15 protein-coding genes are annotated in these 16713 nt (G+C 36.6%); all 15 read left to right on the top strand.

Annotated elements, in window-relative coordinates; all coding sequences use genetic code 11:
* Window positions 1-280 precede the first annotated feature (280 nt).
* The 15 genes from P9M13_06095 to P9M13_06025 all read left to right on the top strand — a co-directional run bounded on the left by P9M13_06095 (window position 281) and on the right by P9M13_06025 (window position 16529).
* Window positions 281-2056: a TIGR03960 family B12-binding radical SAM protein gene (locus tag P9M13_06095; GenBank protein MDP8262853.1), complete on the top strand. Its 1776-nt coding sequence runs from the start codon at window positions 281-283 to the stop codon at window positions 2054-2056.
* On the top strand, window positions 2053-2727 hold the full coding sequence (locus tag P9M13_06090; protein MDP8262852.1) for a TIGR03936 family radical SAM-associated protein: 675 nt from the start codon (window positions 2053-2055) through the stop codon (window positions 2725-2727). Before P9M13_06095 ends, P9M13_06090 begins: the two co-directional genes overlap by 4 nt.
* The gene (locus tag P9M13_06085) at window positions 2724-4307 is read left to right on the top strand and encodes an Rne/Rng family ribonuclease (GenBank protein MDP8262851.1); all 1584 of its coding nucleotides are present in this window, start codon (window positions 2724-2726) and stop codon (window positions 4305-4307) included. Before P9M13_06090 ends, P9M13_06085 begins: the two co-directional genes overlap by 4 nt.
* An 89-nt stretch (window positions 4308-4396) precedes the next feature.
* Window positions 4397-5419, top strand: coding sequence for an anthranilate phosphoribosyltransferase (gene trpD, locus P9M13_06080; GenBank protein ID MDP8262850.1), 1023 nt, complete (start codon window positions 4397-4399; stop codon window positions 5417-5419).
* The gene (gene trpC, locus P9M13_06075) at window positions 5406-6194 is read left to right on the top strand and encodes an indole-3-glycerol phosphate synthase TrpC (protein ID MDP8262849.1); all 789 of its coding nucleotides are present in this window, start codon (window positions 5406-5408) and stop codon (window positions 6192-6194) included. Before trpD ends, trpC begins: the two co-directional genes overlap by 14 nt.
* Window positions 6184-6840 carry a phosphoribosylanthranilate isomerase gene (locus P9M13_06070; GenBank protein ID MDP8262848.1) on the top strand — a complete coding sequence of 219 codons (657 nt, stop codon included), beginning with the start codon at window positions 6184-6186 and terminating at the stop codon, window positions 6838-6840. The genes trpC and P9M13_06070 overlap by 11 nt, the downstream gene beginning before the upstream one ends.
* Complete coding sequence (gene trpB, locus P9M13_06065) at window positions 6827-8026, top strand: tryptophan synthase subunit beta (protein ID MDP8262847.1); 1200 nt, start codon at window positions 6827-6829, stop codon at window positions 8024-8026. Before P9M13_06070 ends, trpB begins: the two co-directional genes overlap by 14 nt.
* Before the next feature lie 182 nt (window positions 8027-8208).
* Entirely contained in the window at window positions 8209-8985 is a 777-nt protein-coding gene (trpA, locus tag P9M13_06060; protein ID MDP8262846.1) for a tryptophan synthase subunit alpha, read from the top strand.
* A complete protein-coding gene (locus P9M13_06055) occupies window positions 8982-10073 on the top strand; it encodes a mannose-1-phosphate guanylyltransferase (GenBank protein MDP8262845.1) in 1092 nt (363 codons plus the stop codon). The genes trpA and P9M13_06055 overlap by 4 nt, the downstream gene beginning before the upstream one ends.
* Before the next feature lie 58 nt (window positions 10074-10131).
* Window positions 10132-10569, top strand: coding sequence for a Holliday junction resolvase RuvX (gene ruvX / locus P9M13_06050; GenBank protein ID MDP8262844.1), 438 nt, complete (start codon window positions 10132-10134; stop codon window positions 10567-10569).
* Between the two features lie 6 nt (window positions 10570-10575).
* Complete coding sequence (locus P9M13_06045) at window positions 10576-11793, top strand: peptidase U32 family protein (protein ID MDP8262843.1); 1218 nt, start codon at window positions 10576-10578, stop codon at window positions 11791-11793.
* A gap of 3 nt (window positions 11794-11796) precedes the next feature.
* A complete protein-coding gene (locus P9M13_06040) occupies window positions 11797-13059 on the top strand; it encodes a pitrilysin family protein (protein ID MDP8262842.1) in 1263 nt (420 codons plus the stop codon).
* A 181-nt stretch (window positions 13060-13240) separates the two neighbouring features.
* On the top strand, window positions 13241-13900 hold the full coding sequence (gene rpe, locus P9M13_06035) for a ribulose-phosphate 3-epimerase (GenBank protein MDP8262841.1): 660 nt from the start codon (window positions 13241-13243) through the stop codon (window positions 13898-13900).
* The gene (gene lepA, locus P9M13_06030) at window positions 13900-15705 is read left to right on the top strand and encodes a translation elongation factor 4 (protein ID MDP8262840.1); all 1806 of its coding nucleotides are present in this window, start codon (window positions 13900-13902) and stop codon (window positions 15703-15705) included. The genes rpe and lepA overlap by 1 nt, the downstream gene beginning before the upstream one ends.
* A 71-nt stretch (window positions 15706-15776) precedes the next feature.
* Window positions 15777-16529: a response regulator gene (locus P9M13_06025; protein MDP8262839.1), complete on the top strand. Its 753-nt coding sequence runs from the start codon at window positions 15777-15779 to the stop codon at window positions 16527-16529.
* Window positions 16530-16713: the final 184 nt, after the last annotated feature.

Below are 16713 nucleotides of genomic sequence, written 5' to 3'. Positions count from 1 at the left end.
GGGGGATGAGCACAATTAATGCGAACAAAGAAATCTAGTAGAGATTTCTAGATTGAAAACAAGTAGCACGAATCCCTGCTTTACGATTTTGGAGGCGAAGCCCGAGAAAATCTAGGGGGGATGAGCATCATTAGTGCGAGCAAAGAAATCTAGTAGAGATTTCTAGTTTGAAAACAAAAGGCATCAATCCATGCTTTACTGGTGAGGGCGATTTTGAGGCGAAGCCAAAAAATCGGGGGGATACACAGACCTCAGACAAAAAAATGAAAGAAATTGATAAATGAATTTAAGACAAAAAGTTATCGAAGATATTTTGCCGTACGTTGAAAAACCCGGACGCTATATTGGTAATGAGGTAAATACCATTATCAAGGATCTTAAAACAGTTGATGTCCGTATTGCGTTAGCGTTTCCCGATGTGTATGAGATTGGCATGAGTCATTATGGGCTAAAAATACTCTATGAAATAATAAATAATGTTAAGGAATTTTCTGCCCAGCGTGTATTCGCACCCTGGCCGGATATGGAAGAATGTATGAGAAAAGAAGCAATTCCTCTTTTCAGCTTGGAAAATTATACGCCTCTATTAGAACATGACATCGTAGGTTTTTCTGTCCAATACGAGTTATGTTATACAAATATTCTTAACATGCTTAATCTTGCAGGAATACCACTTAAAAGCGCTGAAAGAGTGAAAGGTTCGTGGCCTCTCATAATTGGTGGCGGACCATGTGTTTTTAATCCCGAACCAATCGCAGATTTTTTTGATGCATTTTTTATAGGTGAATCAGAAGAAACTCTTCTTCAATTCATGCATCTTGTATCAAAAAACAAAGATCTATCAAAAGAAAAGCTGCTGGAAAAGGCTGCGCAAACAATCTCGGGAATATATGTTCCAAGATTATTTAATAAAAAAATATCTCAAGAAGGACGATTTTCATGCTATACAACTGCTTGTGACACTACTCCAAAACAGATCAAGAAAGCTGTTGTAAAAGATCTAAACGATATACCTTCTCCAAAAAAACAAATAGTGCCTCTTATCAGCATTATTCACGATCGTGCAACGCTTGAGATTATGCGTGGGTGTGGCAATGCATGTCGTTTCTGTCAGGCAGGGTCAATATATCGGCCATTGAGATATAGAAAAAAGGATGTTTTAGTGGAAGAGGCAAAAGAAATCATAGCCAATACAGGGTATCAAGAGATATCGCTATCATCTCTTTCTACAGGGGATTATCCAGATATTGAGGGACTGGTTGATGATTTGACAGATAATTTCTATGATAAAAAAGTGTCTTTATCTATACCGTCACTGAGAGTAGATACGTTCTCAGTAGAGTTAGCGCGTAAAATAAGCAAGATAAAGAAAACTGGTTTTACTTTTGCATGTGAAGCCGGCACTCAGAGAATGCTTGAGATCATAAGAAAGAACATCCGTTTAGACGACTTATATAAAGCGGTTGAGTATGCATATAGTTCCGGGTGGAATTTAATTAAACTATATTTCATGATCGGCCTTCCGGGTGAGACATATGATGATCTTGATAATATTATGACTATTGTTAATAAAGTTTCTGAGGTTAAGCGTTCTCTTCATGGAAAACCAGGAAGAGTAAATGTTTCAATATCTAATTTTGTTCCAAAAACGCATACGCCACTCCAATGGGCAGGAATGAATAGTATAGATGAGTTTCGCCAAAAACATATATACCTCAAGAAGAAAATTAAAAGAAAATGTATACAGGTTAAATTCCATAATATTGAAAAAAGCTTTGTTGAAGCACTTTTTTCCAGAGGTGACAGGTCTTTATCTCAAATTGTTTTAGATGCATGGAAAGAAGGAGCGAAGTTTGATGACTGGTACGAATATTTTAATTTCAGTACATGGCAAAAAGTTATAGAAAGAAATAATTTAGAAACGAATAAATATATTGATTGCATAGATGTTAAAGAAGTTCTTCCATGGGAGTTTATTTCTACGGGAAGTAGTACAGAGGCTTTGATTAAGGAATATGAAGATGTCCAGCAAAAGATAGGGGAGGATGCGATATGAGTGAGTCAACGATAAGACTTATTTATTCGGTTATGAGTCCTTTTTGCTTGATCTCTCATCTTGATTTGATGAGAACGATCTTTAGGGGGTTTATGCGTGCAGATATACCCATAGCATTGTCTCAGGGCTTCAGCCCCCATCAGGTAATTTCATTTGGCCCTCCTTTATCAGTAGGAATGGAAGGAGAGAATGAATTCCTTGATTTCAGAATAATGCAATTTTGTGATTTAAAAAAAATGGCAAATCGTTTACAATGTTCATTTGCTAATATATTGCATATAAAAGACATACATTATTTTGATCAAGAGAAAGATATTGTAACAAAAGAAATTGATTGTTATGAGTATTGTGTAAAGCTCAAAAACAATGATGAATTAGATAAAAAACATATTGAAGAAATGCTTGGTGAAAAGGAGGTGATAACAAAGACTAATGCCCGTGGTACGTCTAGGACGATGCTGGTAAAACCGATGGTTCCTTATATTGATCTTAAAAAAGATCAGAGCGGAACACTACTTACATTAAAATTGATACTTCATGAGGGAAACTCTATAAACCCCTATGACCTAATTAAGTATTTATTGGATATTGACCGGCATAAAGCACGTGGGTACCAAGTGAAAAGAATTAATATGTATTCTATCAAAACAAACAAGAAGGTGTATAGATGATAAGATTACTCGCAAAGAAATATAAAGAAAGAGGTCCTTTAAAAAAGGAAATCCTTATAAATGTTGAAAATTCAGAAACCCGTGTCGTAATAATCGAAAATAATACGGTCGAATCGTTTCACTTGCAGAGAACAGAGCAAGATCGTTACGTAGGAAATATTTATAAGGGTAAAGTGGTGAATGTTTTACCGGGAATTCAAGCCGCATTTGTTGATGTCGGTATGGAAAAAAACGGATTCCTGCATGTATCTGATATTGGTGATACAGCGTCTCTTCACGAACTTATGGTAGACGAAGAGGGTGAATATATTGAAAAGGAGTTTGACGGGCCTTCTCAAAAACGAAATGGACCGAAACAATTAATTTCTGATTTTGTTAAAGAAGGACAAGAAATCATTGTTCAGGTACTCAAAGATCCTATCGGGACAAAGGGCGTTCGACTCACAACAGATATAAGTCTTCCCGGTAGATTTATGGTTCTTGTTCCTCATTCAAACATTAGAGGATTGTCACGGAAAATAGGTGATAAAGAAGAGCGTAAAAGAATACGCGCTATGATTGATAAGATAACAATACCTCCTAACATGGGGATAATTATAAGAACTGTTGGCGAAGGGGAAATGCATAAAGATTTTGAAAGGGACTTGCGATATCTATCGGCATTATGGAAAAAAGTTAAGAAAAAGATAGATCAATATCCTACGATATCACTCATACACACTGATCTAGATCTTGTGTTGCAAACAGTACGTGATTCATTAACGCATGATATCGATAGAGTTGTCGTCGATTCGCGTAGAGTGTACTGGGATATTTTTAAATTTATCAGTCTCGCATTTCCGCGCATGAAACATAAAGTAGAGCTATATCAAAGCAAACAGCCACTATTTGATAAGTATGGTGTTGAAAAAGAAATTGAGAAGATATTTAAACGAAAAATATGGCTGAAGTGTGGAGGGTATCTCGTTTTTGATAGAACTGAAGCACTTGTCACTATTGACGTGAATACAGGACGCCATGTTTCAAACAGTCTTGAAAATACAGTTTTGGAAACAAATCTTCAAGCATGCGATCAAGTAGCACGCCAGCTACGGCTTAAAAACATGGGCGGTATTGTTATTATTGACTTTATAGATATGAGCTCACGGAGAAATCAGAGAGAAGTTTTGATGAGACTGAAGGAAGGACTCAAAAGAGATAAAGCAAAAACCAATATACTTCCGATATCTGAGCTTGGCCTTGTTGAAATGACGCGACAACGGATCCAGGAAACAACGGCTGACGCGCTCTACACTGATTGTCCATATTGTAAAGGCAATGGTATGGTTAAGTCACCACTCAGTATAAGTATTGAAATTCAGAGAGCATTACGAAGAATCTTTTCAGCTGGTACTTATATGCAGATAAAAGTGCTTGTAAGTCCGGAAGTGTTTGCGCATGTAGATGCCCAAGATCAAGAATCATTCAAAAAAATTGAGAAGAGGTATAGAGGAGCAATTATTTTAGAAGAAGATGCCTCGTATCATATTGAAAAAGTTAAATATATATCCGCAAAAACAGGTGAATGCATAAAGCTGTAACTCGGCACTCAGCTATAAGCTATATGCTATAAGACAAAAAGATATTTATTAGCGCATAGCGTTTAGCGTATAGTCAATTGAGGAAATGAATGTTTATTAAAAAAGTGATCAAAATGGTAGTGCAGGGCGAGAATATCTCATGTGATATTGCGCATAAAGTCATGAATGAAATTATGGATGGAAATACGACTGATGCACAAATTGCTGCATTTTGTACTGCCATTAAAATAAAGGGCGAGTCATCTGAAGAGATTTATGGGTGTGCTTTGGCAATGCGCGAACATGCATTTAAATTATCTATTGATATTCCTAACCTGGTCGATACCTGCGGAACTGGTGGAGATTGCAAAAACACGATAAATGTATCGACATTAGCAAGTTTTGTTGCCTGTGGGGCCGGCATTACCATAGCAAAACATGGAAATAGAGCAGTTTCAAGTTCTTGTGGAAGCGCAGATATATTGGAGGCCCTTGGCATTAAAATTGATATGCATCCAAAACATGTTGAAAAATGTTTGCAGGATGTTGGGATGGTGTTCCTCTTTGCACCAGTTTATCATAGTGCAATGAAACATGCCGCTCAAGCACGCAATGATATTGGTATGAGAACAATTTTTAATATGCTTGGACCATTAACAAACCCACTGCATACTAAAAAACAACTTATTGGTGTTTATGACCCGTCTCTTACCGTAAAAATGGCTGAAGTCTTACATAAACTCGGCACAACTGATGCATTCGTTGTTCATGGATTAGATGGGCTTGATGAAGTAAGCCTAAATGAGCCAACAATTATAACCGAACTAAGGAACGGCTCCATTAAAACATATGAGTTTCATCCTCAAAAACATGGAATAAAACGTTCAGGATTAGAAGGTATAAGCGCTCTAACAAGAGAAGATAACTATAAAAAGACACAAGCACTTCTTAATGGTGAAGATGATGGCCCTATTAGCACCATAGTTCTTATTAATGCTGCTTATGTCATTATGGTATCAGACAAAACAATTTCATTTGATACTGCATTAGAAATGGCTAAAGAATCGCTTAGTTCCGGTAAGGCATATGAAGCAGTACAAAAACTAAAAGAGTTTACCCATGAACATTCTTGAAGAAATTGTTTTATACAAGAAACAGATAGTTGAAGAGAAAAAACGTACTACTTCATTGAGTTCTCTTATAACGCATTCAGAACAACGATCTGTGAAGCGTGATTTTAAGGCTGCACTAAAACTGTCGAACACAATTGCGCTCATTGCTGAGATAAAAAAAGCATCACCTTCTGCCGGAATGTTACGCAAAAACTTTGACCCGGTAGGGATTGCACAAATATATGAGGAAGAAAAAAGTGTTAACGCAATATCTATTCTTACCGAAGATAAATATTTCCTTGGTGATCCAAGTTATTTAGAATCGGTCAGTACAATTGTCTCAAAGCCAATTCTCTGCAAAGATTTCATCATAGATGAATACCAAATAGTTGAAGCAGCTTCATTGCAGGCAGATGCAGTACTCTTGATATCATCTATATTGAATGATAAGGATATAAAGAATATGCTGCGCGTTGTTTCCGATTGTGGGCTTTGTGCACTTATTGAGGCACACACGCATGATGATATTAAACGCGCACTTGACGCGGGTGCGGATATTATAGGTATAAATAACAGAGATTTAACAAACTTTTCTGTTGATATATCTACCACTGAACATTTGATAAATGAAATTCCGAACAATGTTGTAAAAGTAAGTGAAAGTGGAATACGCACTCATCATGATATTGTGCGATTGAAGGAATGTGGCGTTCATGCAGCACTTATTGGTGAACATTTTATGCGTGCAGACAATATTAAACAATGTATTACAGAACTTATGATGCATGAACAATAAAGAACATAAAACAAAAATAAAAATATGCGGAATAACAAATGTAGAAGATGCATTGTTTTGTTCTGATTTAGGAGTTGATGCGCTTGGTTTTGTTTTTGCTGAAAGTCCGCGTTCTGTTGAGCCCGCACAAGCATTGGAAATTATTAATGCAATTCCTAAAAGACTAATGGCTATAGGTGTATTTGTTAATGAAGATATTAGAGTAGTGAAAGAGGTGGTCAAAGAATGCGGGCTTGCAATGATCCAATTGCATGGGGAGGAGTCCCCGGAATATTGCCAGAAAGCAAAGGATATCGGACTGCCTATTATAAAAGCATTTAGAGTTAAAGATATCGAATCGATTAACGCTATAGAAGGCTATAAAGATATTGATTATATACTGCTTGATTGTTATTCTAGGAAAGCCCACGGCGGTACAGGGGAAGTCTTTGACTGGACAATTGCATTAAAAGCAAAAGATTTTGAAAAAAAAATGTTTCTATCTGGCGGTTTGGGACCTGATAATGTAAGAGAAGCAATTAATTCAATAAAACCTTTTGCAGTTGATGCTTCCAGTAAATTAGAAAAAAAGCCAGGAATAAAAGATCATACTTTATTAAAAGAATATGTACATATGATAAGAGATGAACATTATGCGAAAGAATAATATACAACAGAATATGCCTGATAAAAGTGGGCATTTTGGGCTCTATGGCGGGAAATATGTACCTGAAACACTTATGGACGCTTTGTCTGAGTTAGAACATGCCTATACCGCATCGCTTTCTGACAAAAACTTTAAGAAACAGTTGCAATATTATCTTAAGGAGTATGTCGGACGCCCGACACCATTATATTACGCTGAACGTTTATCTAAAGAGATTGGCTCATCGCGAATTTATCTAAAAAGAGAAGATCTGTGCCACACTGGAGCACATAAAATAAATAACACTATAGGACAAGTACTTCTTGCAAAAAAAATGGGAAAGAAGCGTGTTATAGCTGAAACCGGTGCCGGGCAACATGGTGTTGCAACAGCAACTGTTGCCGCACTATTTGGTCTAGAATGCGAGATATACATGGGAACTGAAGACATGAAACGTCAGGCACTCAATGTATTTCGCATGGAACTTCTTGGCGCAAAAGTGACAGAAGTTACTGCCGGATCAAAAACACTGAAAGATGCGATAAATGAAGCTATGAGAGATTGGGTAACGAATGTCAGATCTACTCATTATATTTTAGGTTCAGTCCTTGGTGCGCATCCCTATCCAGTTATGGTACGTGATTTTCAAAAAGTTATTGGGATTGAAGCTAAAAAACAAATACTTGCTAAAGAAAAAAAGTTGCCGGATTTGCTTATTGCGTGCGTTGGCGGTGGCAGTAATTCTATAGGTTTGTTTTATCCATTTATTAATGATCCGAAAGTGGCTATGGTTGGTGTTGAAGCCGGTGGATTAGGGATAAAAACAGGTAAGCATGCATCACGTTTTGAGGGGGGGCTTCCTGGTGTATTGCAGGGTACAATGACATATATTTTGCAAAATAGTGACGGTCAGATTAACGCGACACATTCAGTGTCTGCAGGATTAGATTATGCCGCTATTGGCCCAGAACACGCATTTTTGCACGATAAAAAGAGAATTACGTATACTCATGTGAGCGATCATGAAGCGCTGGAAGCATTTCATTTGCTTGGTAGAGCTGAAGGAATATTACCGGCACTTGAAAGTGCACATGCTATTGCATACGCAAGAAAAGCTGTTCCACGTCTCAAAAAAAATAGCATAGTCATTATTAATCTATCCGGTAGAGGAGACAAAGACGTACAATCGGTGAAAGAATACCTCTAGTGAGACTGTAAAAGTCATGAGATGAAATACTCATGACTTTTGCTTAGACGAACTATCCCCCCTGATTTCTGATTTTGAGGCCTAGGCCTCAAAATCTAGGGGGGATGAGATATTATTTGAATGGGAATACTATCCTCGAAGAGGATGACTCAATAATATACTGCAAAAAAAAGATAAGTCATATGAATAGGATCGATAAAAAATTTATTGAGCTTTCGCATAAACATAAAACTGGACTCATTGCCTACATTACCGGCGGAGATCCAACCTTAAATATTTCTAAAGAAATTATTACATCAATAGCTGAGTCAGGAGTTGATCTTATTGAGATCGGCATTCCATTTTCTGATCCACTGGCAGATGGGCCCGTTATTCAAAATGCGGTAGAACGTTCATTATCTTCTGGGACTACGGTAAAGAGGGTGTTGACACTGGTTCAAGAGGTAAGAAAAGTAACACATATTCCTATCGTTCTTTTTACGTATCTTAATCCGATACTCAAATACGGCTTACATGCTTTTGTCAAAGATGCGAAAAATGCTGGAGCAGATGGAAGTATCGTTCTTGATTTACCACCCGAAGAATCACATGATTACATCATTGCCGCGCGATCAATGGATTTTAAAACAATATATCTTATTGCCCCGACAAGCTCTGAAAAACGTATAGATTCAATTTGTCAGGCAAGCAACGGATTTATTTATTGTGTATCAAGAACCGGTGTTACTGGTTCAAAAACAAGTTCTTTGATAGAAACAAAAAAAATGATCCGACGGGTAAAGAAATATACAAAGTTGCCTATTGCTGTCGGCTTTGGTGTCTCAGAAAAAAAACAAGTAAAAGAGCTATCAACATATACTGATGCTGTTGTGATTGGTAGTGCAATTGTTCGCCTTATTGAAGCGAATCAAAATAATCCGGTACCACATGTTAAAAAGTTTATAAAAGGGTTAGTATGAAAATACAAAAGGATCTCTATACTGTTATTATGGCTGGGGGAAGCGGAGAACGTTTTTGGCCGATGTCGCGGCAGGATACCCCTAAACAGTTATTGCCATTAACCAGCACTAAAACATTGTTGCAGGAAACAATTGAACGTGTGAGTCGATTTACCTCGGTAGAGAATATAATCATAGTAACGAATGAAAAACATGTCAAAGCAACAATAAAACAAGTTCCGTATATTAAAAAGAGTAATATCATCGCTGAACCGGTAGGGAGAAACACTGCCCCCTGTATTGCGCTTGCTGCAACAATTATTGCAAAAAGAAATCCGAATGCAGTGATGGTTGTATTGCCGGCAGACCATATCATTAAAGATAATAACCTTTTTAAACGCACAATTATTGACTCAGCTAAAATGTGTGATAAAAACAATGTGCTGGTAACTATAGGAATTGTTCCGCGGACGCCTCACACCGGATATGGCTATATTAAAACCGGTAAAAAAATGAGGTATGATTCAAAATCAGTTTTTCATCATGTAGACAGATTTGAGGAGAAGCCAACGTCCCTTAAGGCGAAAAAGTTTGTTGCCTCGGATAAATACTTATGGAACAGCGGTATGTTTGTATGGAAAGTTTCCACTATACTCTCTGCAATTAATGAATATCTTCCATCTCTTTCAAAAGATATTAGTGCTTTGAATAATTATATAGGTAAAAAATGTTTTTCATCTAAAGTAAAAGATGTTTACCATCGATTGGAAAAAATTTCAATTGATTATGGCATCATGGAAAAATCACAGAATATTATTGTTACTAAAGGGGTGTTTTACTGGGACGATATTGGTTCGTGGGAAAGTTATAATAAGTATCTTTCTCATGATAGGCACAACAACGCGCAAAAAGGTGAAGTTATTCTTGAGGATGTACATAACAGTCTTATTGTATCTGATGATGGGGTTATTGCTGTTTCTGGAGTGAAAAACCTGATTATTGTAAAAACAAGAGACGCACTCCTCATATGTGATAGATCAAAGAGCGAGGAAATAAAAAAGCTTGTTGAACAATTAAAAAATCACAAAAAATACACACAGTACATTTAGCGTTCCCTTTCCTCAAGACTATATCTGATCTGCTGTAACATAATGTATAAGGAGTTATATGAGAATATTAGGTTTAGACATTGGTGATGTAAGAATCGGTGTTTCGATGAGTGATGAATTGCTTTTCACTGCGCAATCGCTTAAAGTAATTACCCGCACATCACTACAAAGTGACATACAAGAAATTAATAAAATAATATCTGAACACAATGTGGAATTAATTGTATTAGGTATGCCTCTAAATATGGACGGCTCTAAAGGATTCAGAGCTTATATTGTAGAAAAGTTTGCAGAAACTTTTTCAAAATTCAGTAATATTCCCTGTGAATTCGTAGATGAACGATTAACAACAGTCATAGCTCATCGATCTATGCTTGAAGGAAATTTATCGCGCAAAAAGAGAAAAAAGAGAGTCGATGCAATAGCAGCCCAACTCATATTGCAGACATATCTTGATATAAAGAAAACAAAAGAAACAACTAACCAAGAGTTATAGTATAAGATGAAAAATATTGAACTTGTATCACCGGCAGGTGATATTGAAAAGCTGCGTTTTGCATATCATTATGGGGCTGATGCAGTATATCTTTCAGACAATCATTACGGGATGAGAAAACGTGCCCCGAACTTTTCAGACAGTGAACTGCACCAGGCAGTGTCATATGCGCACAGCATTAATAAAAAAGTGTATGCCGCAGTCAATATTTTTCTTCGAAACAACGAAATGAGCGATATTAAAAAATATCTTCATTTCTTACACGAAGTTTCTGTAGATGCCATTATTGTTTCTGATCCTGGCATTTTGCATTTAATTAAGGAAGAAAAGCTAGAATTCAATATTCATCTTTCAACTTTGGCCAATGTAACTAACTGGGCGAGTGCACAATTCTGGACAGATTGCGGAATTAAAAGAATTATACTTGCACGAGAATTATCGCTACAAGAAATCGAAGAAATACGAAAAAAAGTAGCATGTGAATTGGAAGTATTTGTGCATGGGGCTATGTGTGTATCTTATTCAGGAAGATGTCTTATCTCTAACTATTTGAGTGATAGAAACGCCAATAAAGGTGATTGCTCCCAGCCGTGCCGATGGAAATATTCTGTTATGGAGGAAAAACGACCGGGACTAATACTGCCCGTAGAAGAAGATGAAAACGGTACACGTATTTTTAGCGCAAAAGATCTTTCCATGGTGCGTTATATAAAAGAACTCTGTGATATCGGTGTTGATGCGTTCAAAATCGAAGGAAGAATGAAAAGTATATATTACCTCGGTAATGTAACGCGAATATATAAAAAAGCAATGCAGTCTTATAAGGAAGGACATTTTACAAAAGAACTTATTAACGAATTTGAAAATGAACTCGATAAAATACCTCATAGGGGATATTCAACAGGTTTTTACTTCGGAACGCCTGATTCATCTGCGCAATTATACGAAAAAGATCATGATGACGGAAACCATCTATTTATGGGAGTTGTAACTGAGGTAAAAAATGACTCTGTTTTTATAAAATTAAAAAATACGTTAAGGGTAGATGATAGTATTGAATTTTTAAATCCACATATTGGATCAGATCACAATGAAAAGATATTGGAAATGAAGAACAAGGAAGATTTCCCTATCACTCAAGCAAACTATAATGAGATTGTTTCAGTTAAGATACAAGGCAAAGCGTATCCAAATGAAATTATCAGAAAAAAGAGCAGAAAGTAAACAATGGATAAAATAACACACTATAGTAATGGGGTAAGGTTAATAACTTCAGAAATGCCGCATATGGCATCAGTATCTATGGGTATATGGGTAGGTGTCGGTGGCAGACACGAAGAAAAAAAATTAAATGGTATATCTCATCTTCTTGAACATATCGCTTTTAAAGACACTGAAAAAAGAAAAACCTACGAAATATATCGTGATATTGAAGGGATAGGAGGAACATTAAATGCTTTTACAGCTGAAGAATGTACCTGTTATACTGCAAAAGTGCCTGCCCTCCATACGGGGGTGGCATTTGATGTATTATCAGATATATACTTCAATCAAAAAATCGATACTGACGAGTTGCAAAAAGAGATTAATGTCATAAAAGAAGAGATCTGTATGTATCAAGATATGCCTTCCCAACATGTGCAGGACGTACTCTTATCAATACTGTGGCCTGAACACTCTTTAGGAAGGCCGCTTATTGGAACACTTGATACATTAAAGAATATTGATAGAGCGACATTGCACTCATATAAAAATAGTATGTACACTTTAGACAATATCGTTATTTCTGCCGTTGGAAATGTAACACATTCATATCTAGAAAATCTTGTAACTGAATATTTCTCTCAAAAAAATGATAAAGAAAAACCATGTTTTCTACCAGCAGAAATATCGCAAACAAAACCGTGTATTAAGATCACAAAAAAAAATGTTGAACAATGCTATGTATCTATCGGCATAAGAGCCCTCGCGAGAACAGACCCTGAGATATATGCACTAAAATTACTTTCGGTTATTCTCGGAGAAAACGCAAGTTCACGCCTTTTTCAAGTTATACGGGAACAGCATGGACTTGCATATGACATACAAACTTCAATAGAGAAATTTGTTGATACGGGAGTTTTAATTATTAATGTTGGAACAGATATTAACAAACTTATAAAATGCATTCGCCTTATTATTAATGAACTGCATAAGTTACGTTCTGACCTTATAGATAAGCAAGAGCTATCCAGAGCAAAAGAATATTGTTTTGGCCAAATAGCCATGAATCGTGAGAAAACATTTGATTATATGCTCTGGATTGGTGAATCGTTACTAACAACAGGCACGGTAGATTCATTTGATGAAATTATGCGCAAGATTAATTCTGTTACGGAAGTCGATATTGCCAATCTGGCAAAGCGGTTATTTGTTGATGCGTCCCTAAATCTGTCAGTGGTTGGACCATCACCAGATAAGGAAAATATAACAGATTGTTTTCATTTCTAATTACTCCAGCTGTAAGCTATAAGTTATATGCTATAAGACGAAATATATTCTATCGCATAAAACATAAAATATGTACTCCACGAGTGATTAGTTTTTTATATAACTTACAACTTAAAGATTATAGCTAATTGGATGTTTTGTGCTATAGTATGTATCGATAACAAGAAAAATGGGGAAATCTATGATAAAAATTGCTCCGTCAATACTTTCTGGAGATTTTGGCGCTCTTGCAACGGAAGCAAAAAGGGCCGAAGACGCTGGCGCAGATTGGCTGCATCTTGATGTTATGGACGGACATTTTGTTCCAAACATAACATTTGGGCCGCCTGTAGTAAAGGCAATCAGGAAAGCAACGACATTACCTCTTGATGTTCATCTCATGATATCACGTCCTGACACCTACTATAAACAATTTATCGAAGCAGGGGCTGATATATTGACAATTCACGTTGAATCACCGTGTGATATTAGTCAAACAATTGATGAAATTAAAAAATTGAATTGTAAGTGCGGCATTGTTTTTAATCCTGACACACCATTTAATGTAGATGAATCGATACTTCGAAAGATTGATCTTATATTGTTTATGACGGTATTTCCTGGTTTCGGCGGACAAAGTTTTATTGAATCGGTGCTACCAAAGATCACTGACGCGACAAAAACTCTTAAGGCAATGAATATCGATATAGACATTCAAGTTGATGGCGGAATCAAGAGTCAAAATATTAAAAAACCGGTAGATGCGGGATGTAACGTGATTGTCGCGGGAACATCAGTATATGGAAAACCGGATATAAAGATGGCAATTGAAGAATTGCGAAACGCAGCAGAAAACAAATAATGAATACTATGAATATTAATTCTATAAGAAACTTTTCAATAATTGCGCATATCGATCATGGTAAATCAACAATAGCCGACAGAATACTTGAACTAACACATGCTATAGACAAAAGAGTGCAAGTAGATCAGGTTCTTGACGATATGGATCTTGAAAGAGAACGTGGAATAACCATTAAGGCACACCCTGTTCGGCTAAAATATTGCGCAGATAATGGCGAAGAATATATCCTCAATCTCATAGATACTCCCGGTCATGTTGATTTTAGTTATGAGGTGTCTCGAAGTCTTTCAGCATGTGAGGGAGCACTTCTTATCGTAGATGCCGCTCAAGGAGTTGAGGCACAAACTGTATCAAACGTGCATCTCGCGTTAGAACAAGGTTTAACTATTATTCCTGTTATCAATAAAATCGATTTACCTAATGCGAATGTTGATCTCGTAAAACAGCAAATTGAGGAGATATTGTGTATTCCGGCTGAAGAAATACTTTTGGTAAGTGCAAAAAAGAACCTGGGGATAAGAGAAGTGCTCGAAGCAATTGTTAAAGGTGTCCCACCCCCCAAAGCATCAAAAGAAAAAGAGCTTAAAGCGCTTATCTTTGACTCAAAGTATGATCATTTTAGGGGGGCAATAACATATATCCGAGTTGTCAGCGGCACTATCAAGAAAGATATGACTATTCGCATGATGAGTACGGGGAGAACGTTTGATGTTTTAAGCGTGGGAGTGTTTAAACCAAAAGCCGAGAATATTGAACAATTGTCATCTGGTGAAGTTGGTTTTATTACAGCTAACATTAAAGTTCCTTCTGATGTAAAGATAGGTGACACCGTCACCCTTAACAAACATCCCGCCAGTTCAGCATTAGCTGGTTTCAAAGAAATGAGCCCAATGGTGTTTTGTGGGCTTTTTCCTGTTGATGCAAACGATTATGAGCCACTTACAGACGCAGTAAACAAATTACAACTTAATGACTCCGCTTTTATGTTCGAAGCAGAAAATTCAGTTGCGTTAGGTTTTGGTTTTCGCTGTGGGTTTTTAGGCCTTTTGCATATGGAAATAATTCATGAACGTCTGCAGAGAGAATTTAATCTCAACATTATATCAACGACACCGAGTGTTTGCTATAAGGTTAAGCTCAAGGACGGGGGAGATGTTATGATCGATAATCCTGTACACTTTCCCTCTCCGATAGATATTCTTTCAATTGAAGAGCCTTTTATTAAAGCATTTATTGTAGCACCTAATGAGGCCATAGGCGCAATTATGCAGCTTGCACAGGAAAGACGAGGAGCCTGCGTAGGGACCGAATCACTTTCAGGGATAAACAGGGTGCTTATGACCTTTGAGCTGCCTCTTAATGAAGTGGTTATTGATTTTTATGATAAGCTCAAATCTTGCACGCGCGGGTATGCTTCCATGGACTATGAATTAATAGATTACCGCCCTTCAGAAATAATTAAATTAGATATATTGATAAACAATGACATGATAGATGCATTTTCCTGCCTTATTCATAAAGACAAGGCTTATTATCACGGAAGACAACTTGCGGCAAAATTAAAGGATGTAATTCCTCGTCATATGATACAGGTAATTATTCAGGCAACGATTGGAAGCAAAATTATAGCTCGAGAAACAATTCGTGCCATGAAAAAGAATGTAACTGCGAAATGTTATGGCGGAGATATAACCAGAAAAAGAAAATTGTGGGAAAAACAAAAAGAAGGAAAAAAGAAAATGAAACAGTTCGGAACAGTGACAATCCCTCAAAACGCTTTCATTGAGATCTTAAAATTATAGAAAGAGTGGTTGTGTCGGTTAGCGTTTCGTGATGTGCGTGGAACCTAAGAAAACATCCCATCGAGTTAAACATGAGAAAAGATGCCTTTAAAATTCTGGTTGTAGACGATGACCCAGGTATTACTTCTCTTTTTGAACATACGTTAAGAAAAAAAGGGTTCACCGTATCATCTGCTAATTCTGTCACACAAGGGTTTGATGAGTATACAAAGGTAAGCCCTCATCTAATTTTCCTCGATATTGAATTAGGCAATGAAAGTGGGTTAGAGCTCTTAAAAAAAATAAGAGAAACTGATTCGAAAACTATTATAATTATTGTAACTGCACATGGGTCTACAGATACGAATTTAGGGGAAATACAATATCATGCTTATGGAGAACTCCAAAAACCGATTAAACCTGAGCAGCTTGAAGATATTGTAGTCAATGCGATAGAAACGAACTATGATATGCTTTTTTCTGAGGATTCAATACTCGTAATCGATGATGAAGAGGCAATAACAACATTATTAGAAGACATATTGTCATCTGAAGGATTTTCTGTTTCAACTGCAAAAAATGGCGAAAAAGGAATTGCATTAGCAAAGAAAAATGCCTTTGACATTATTATTGTTGATATCATGATGCCAGGGATTGATGGGTTTGAAACAATTAAGAGAATTAGAGAATTTGATACAGGTGCCCATATAATGATATTATCTGCGTACGGAAAAAAAGATGATGTTCTTGCGCAAACTGAGCAATATAATATCAAGGACTTTATTTCAAAGCCATTCGATATTGACAAACTAATGTTAAAATTGCGTACAAACGGTAGATTGTAAAGTTAAATGCCGTAGATAGTGGTTATTTTTCATTTAAGCTGCGATCTCCTGAAGTTTTCTTTCAAACCCCTGTTGAGCAGATTGAAAATTTAGTATCTTGCGTGGGTAGTTATTAATCCAGTTTTCTATAGTCTGAATGGTTGATTGTGTCAGTTTTTCTATCTTTCTGCCCTTAGCAATGAAT

The sequence above is a fragment of the Candidatus Ancaeobacter aquaticus genome (genome assembly GCA_030765405.1).
Lineage (GTDB): Bacteria > Auribacterota > Ancaeobacteria > Ancaeobacterales > Ancaeobacteraceae > Ancaeobacter > Ancaeobacter aquaticus.
The sequence above is the reverse complement of the archived record's forward strand: the minus strand, read 5'-3'. Positions and strand labels throughout refer to the sequence as shown.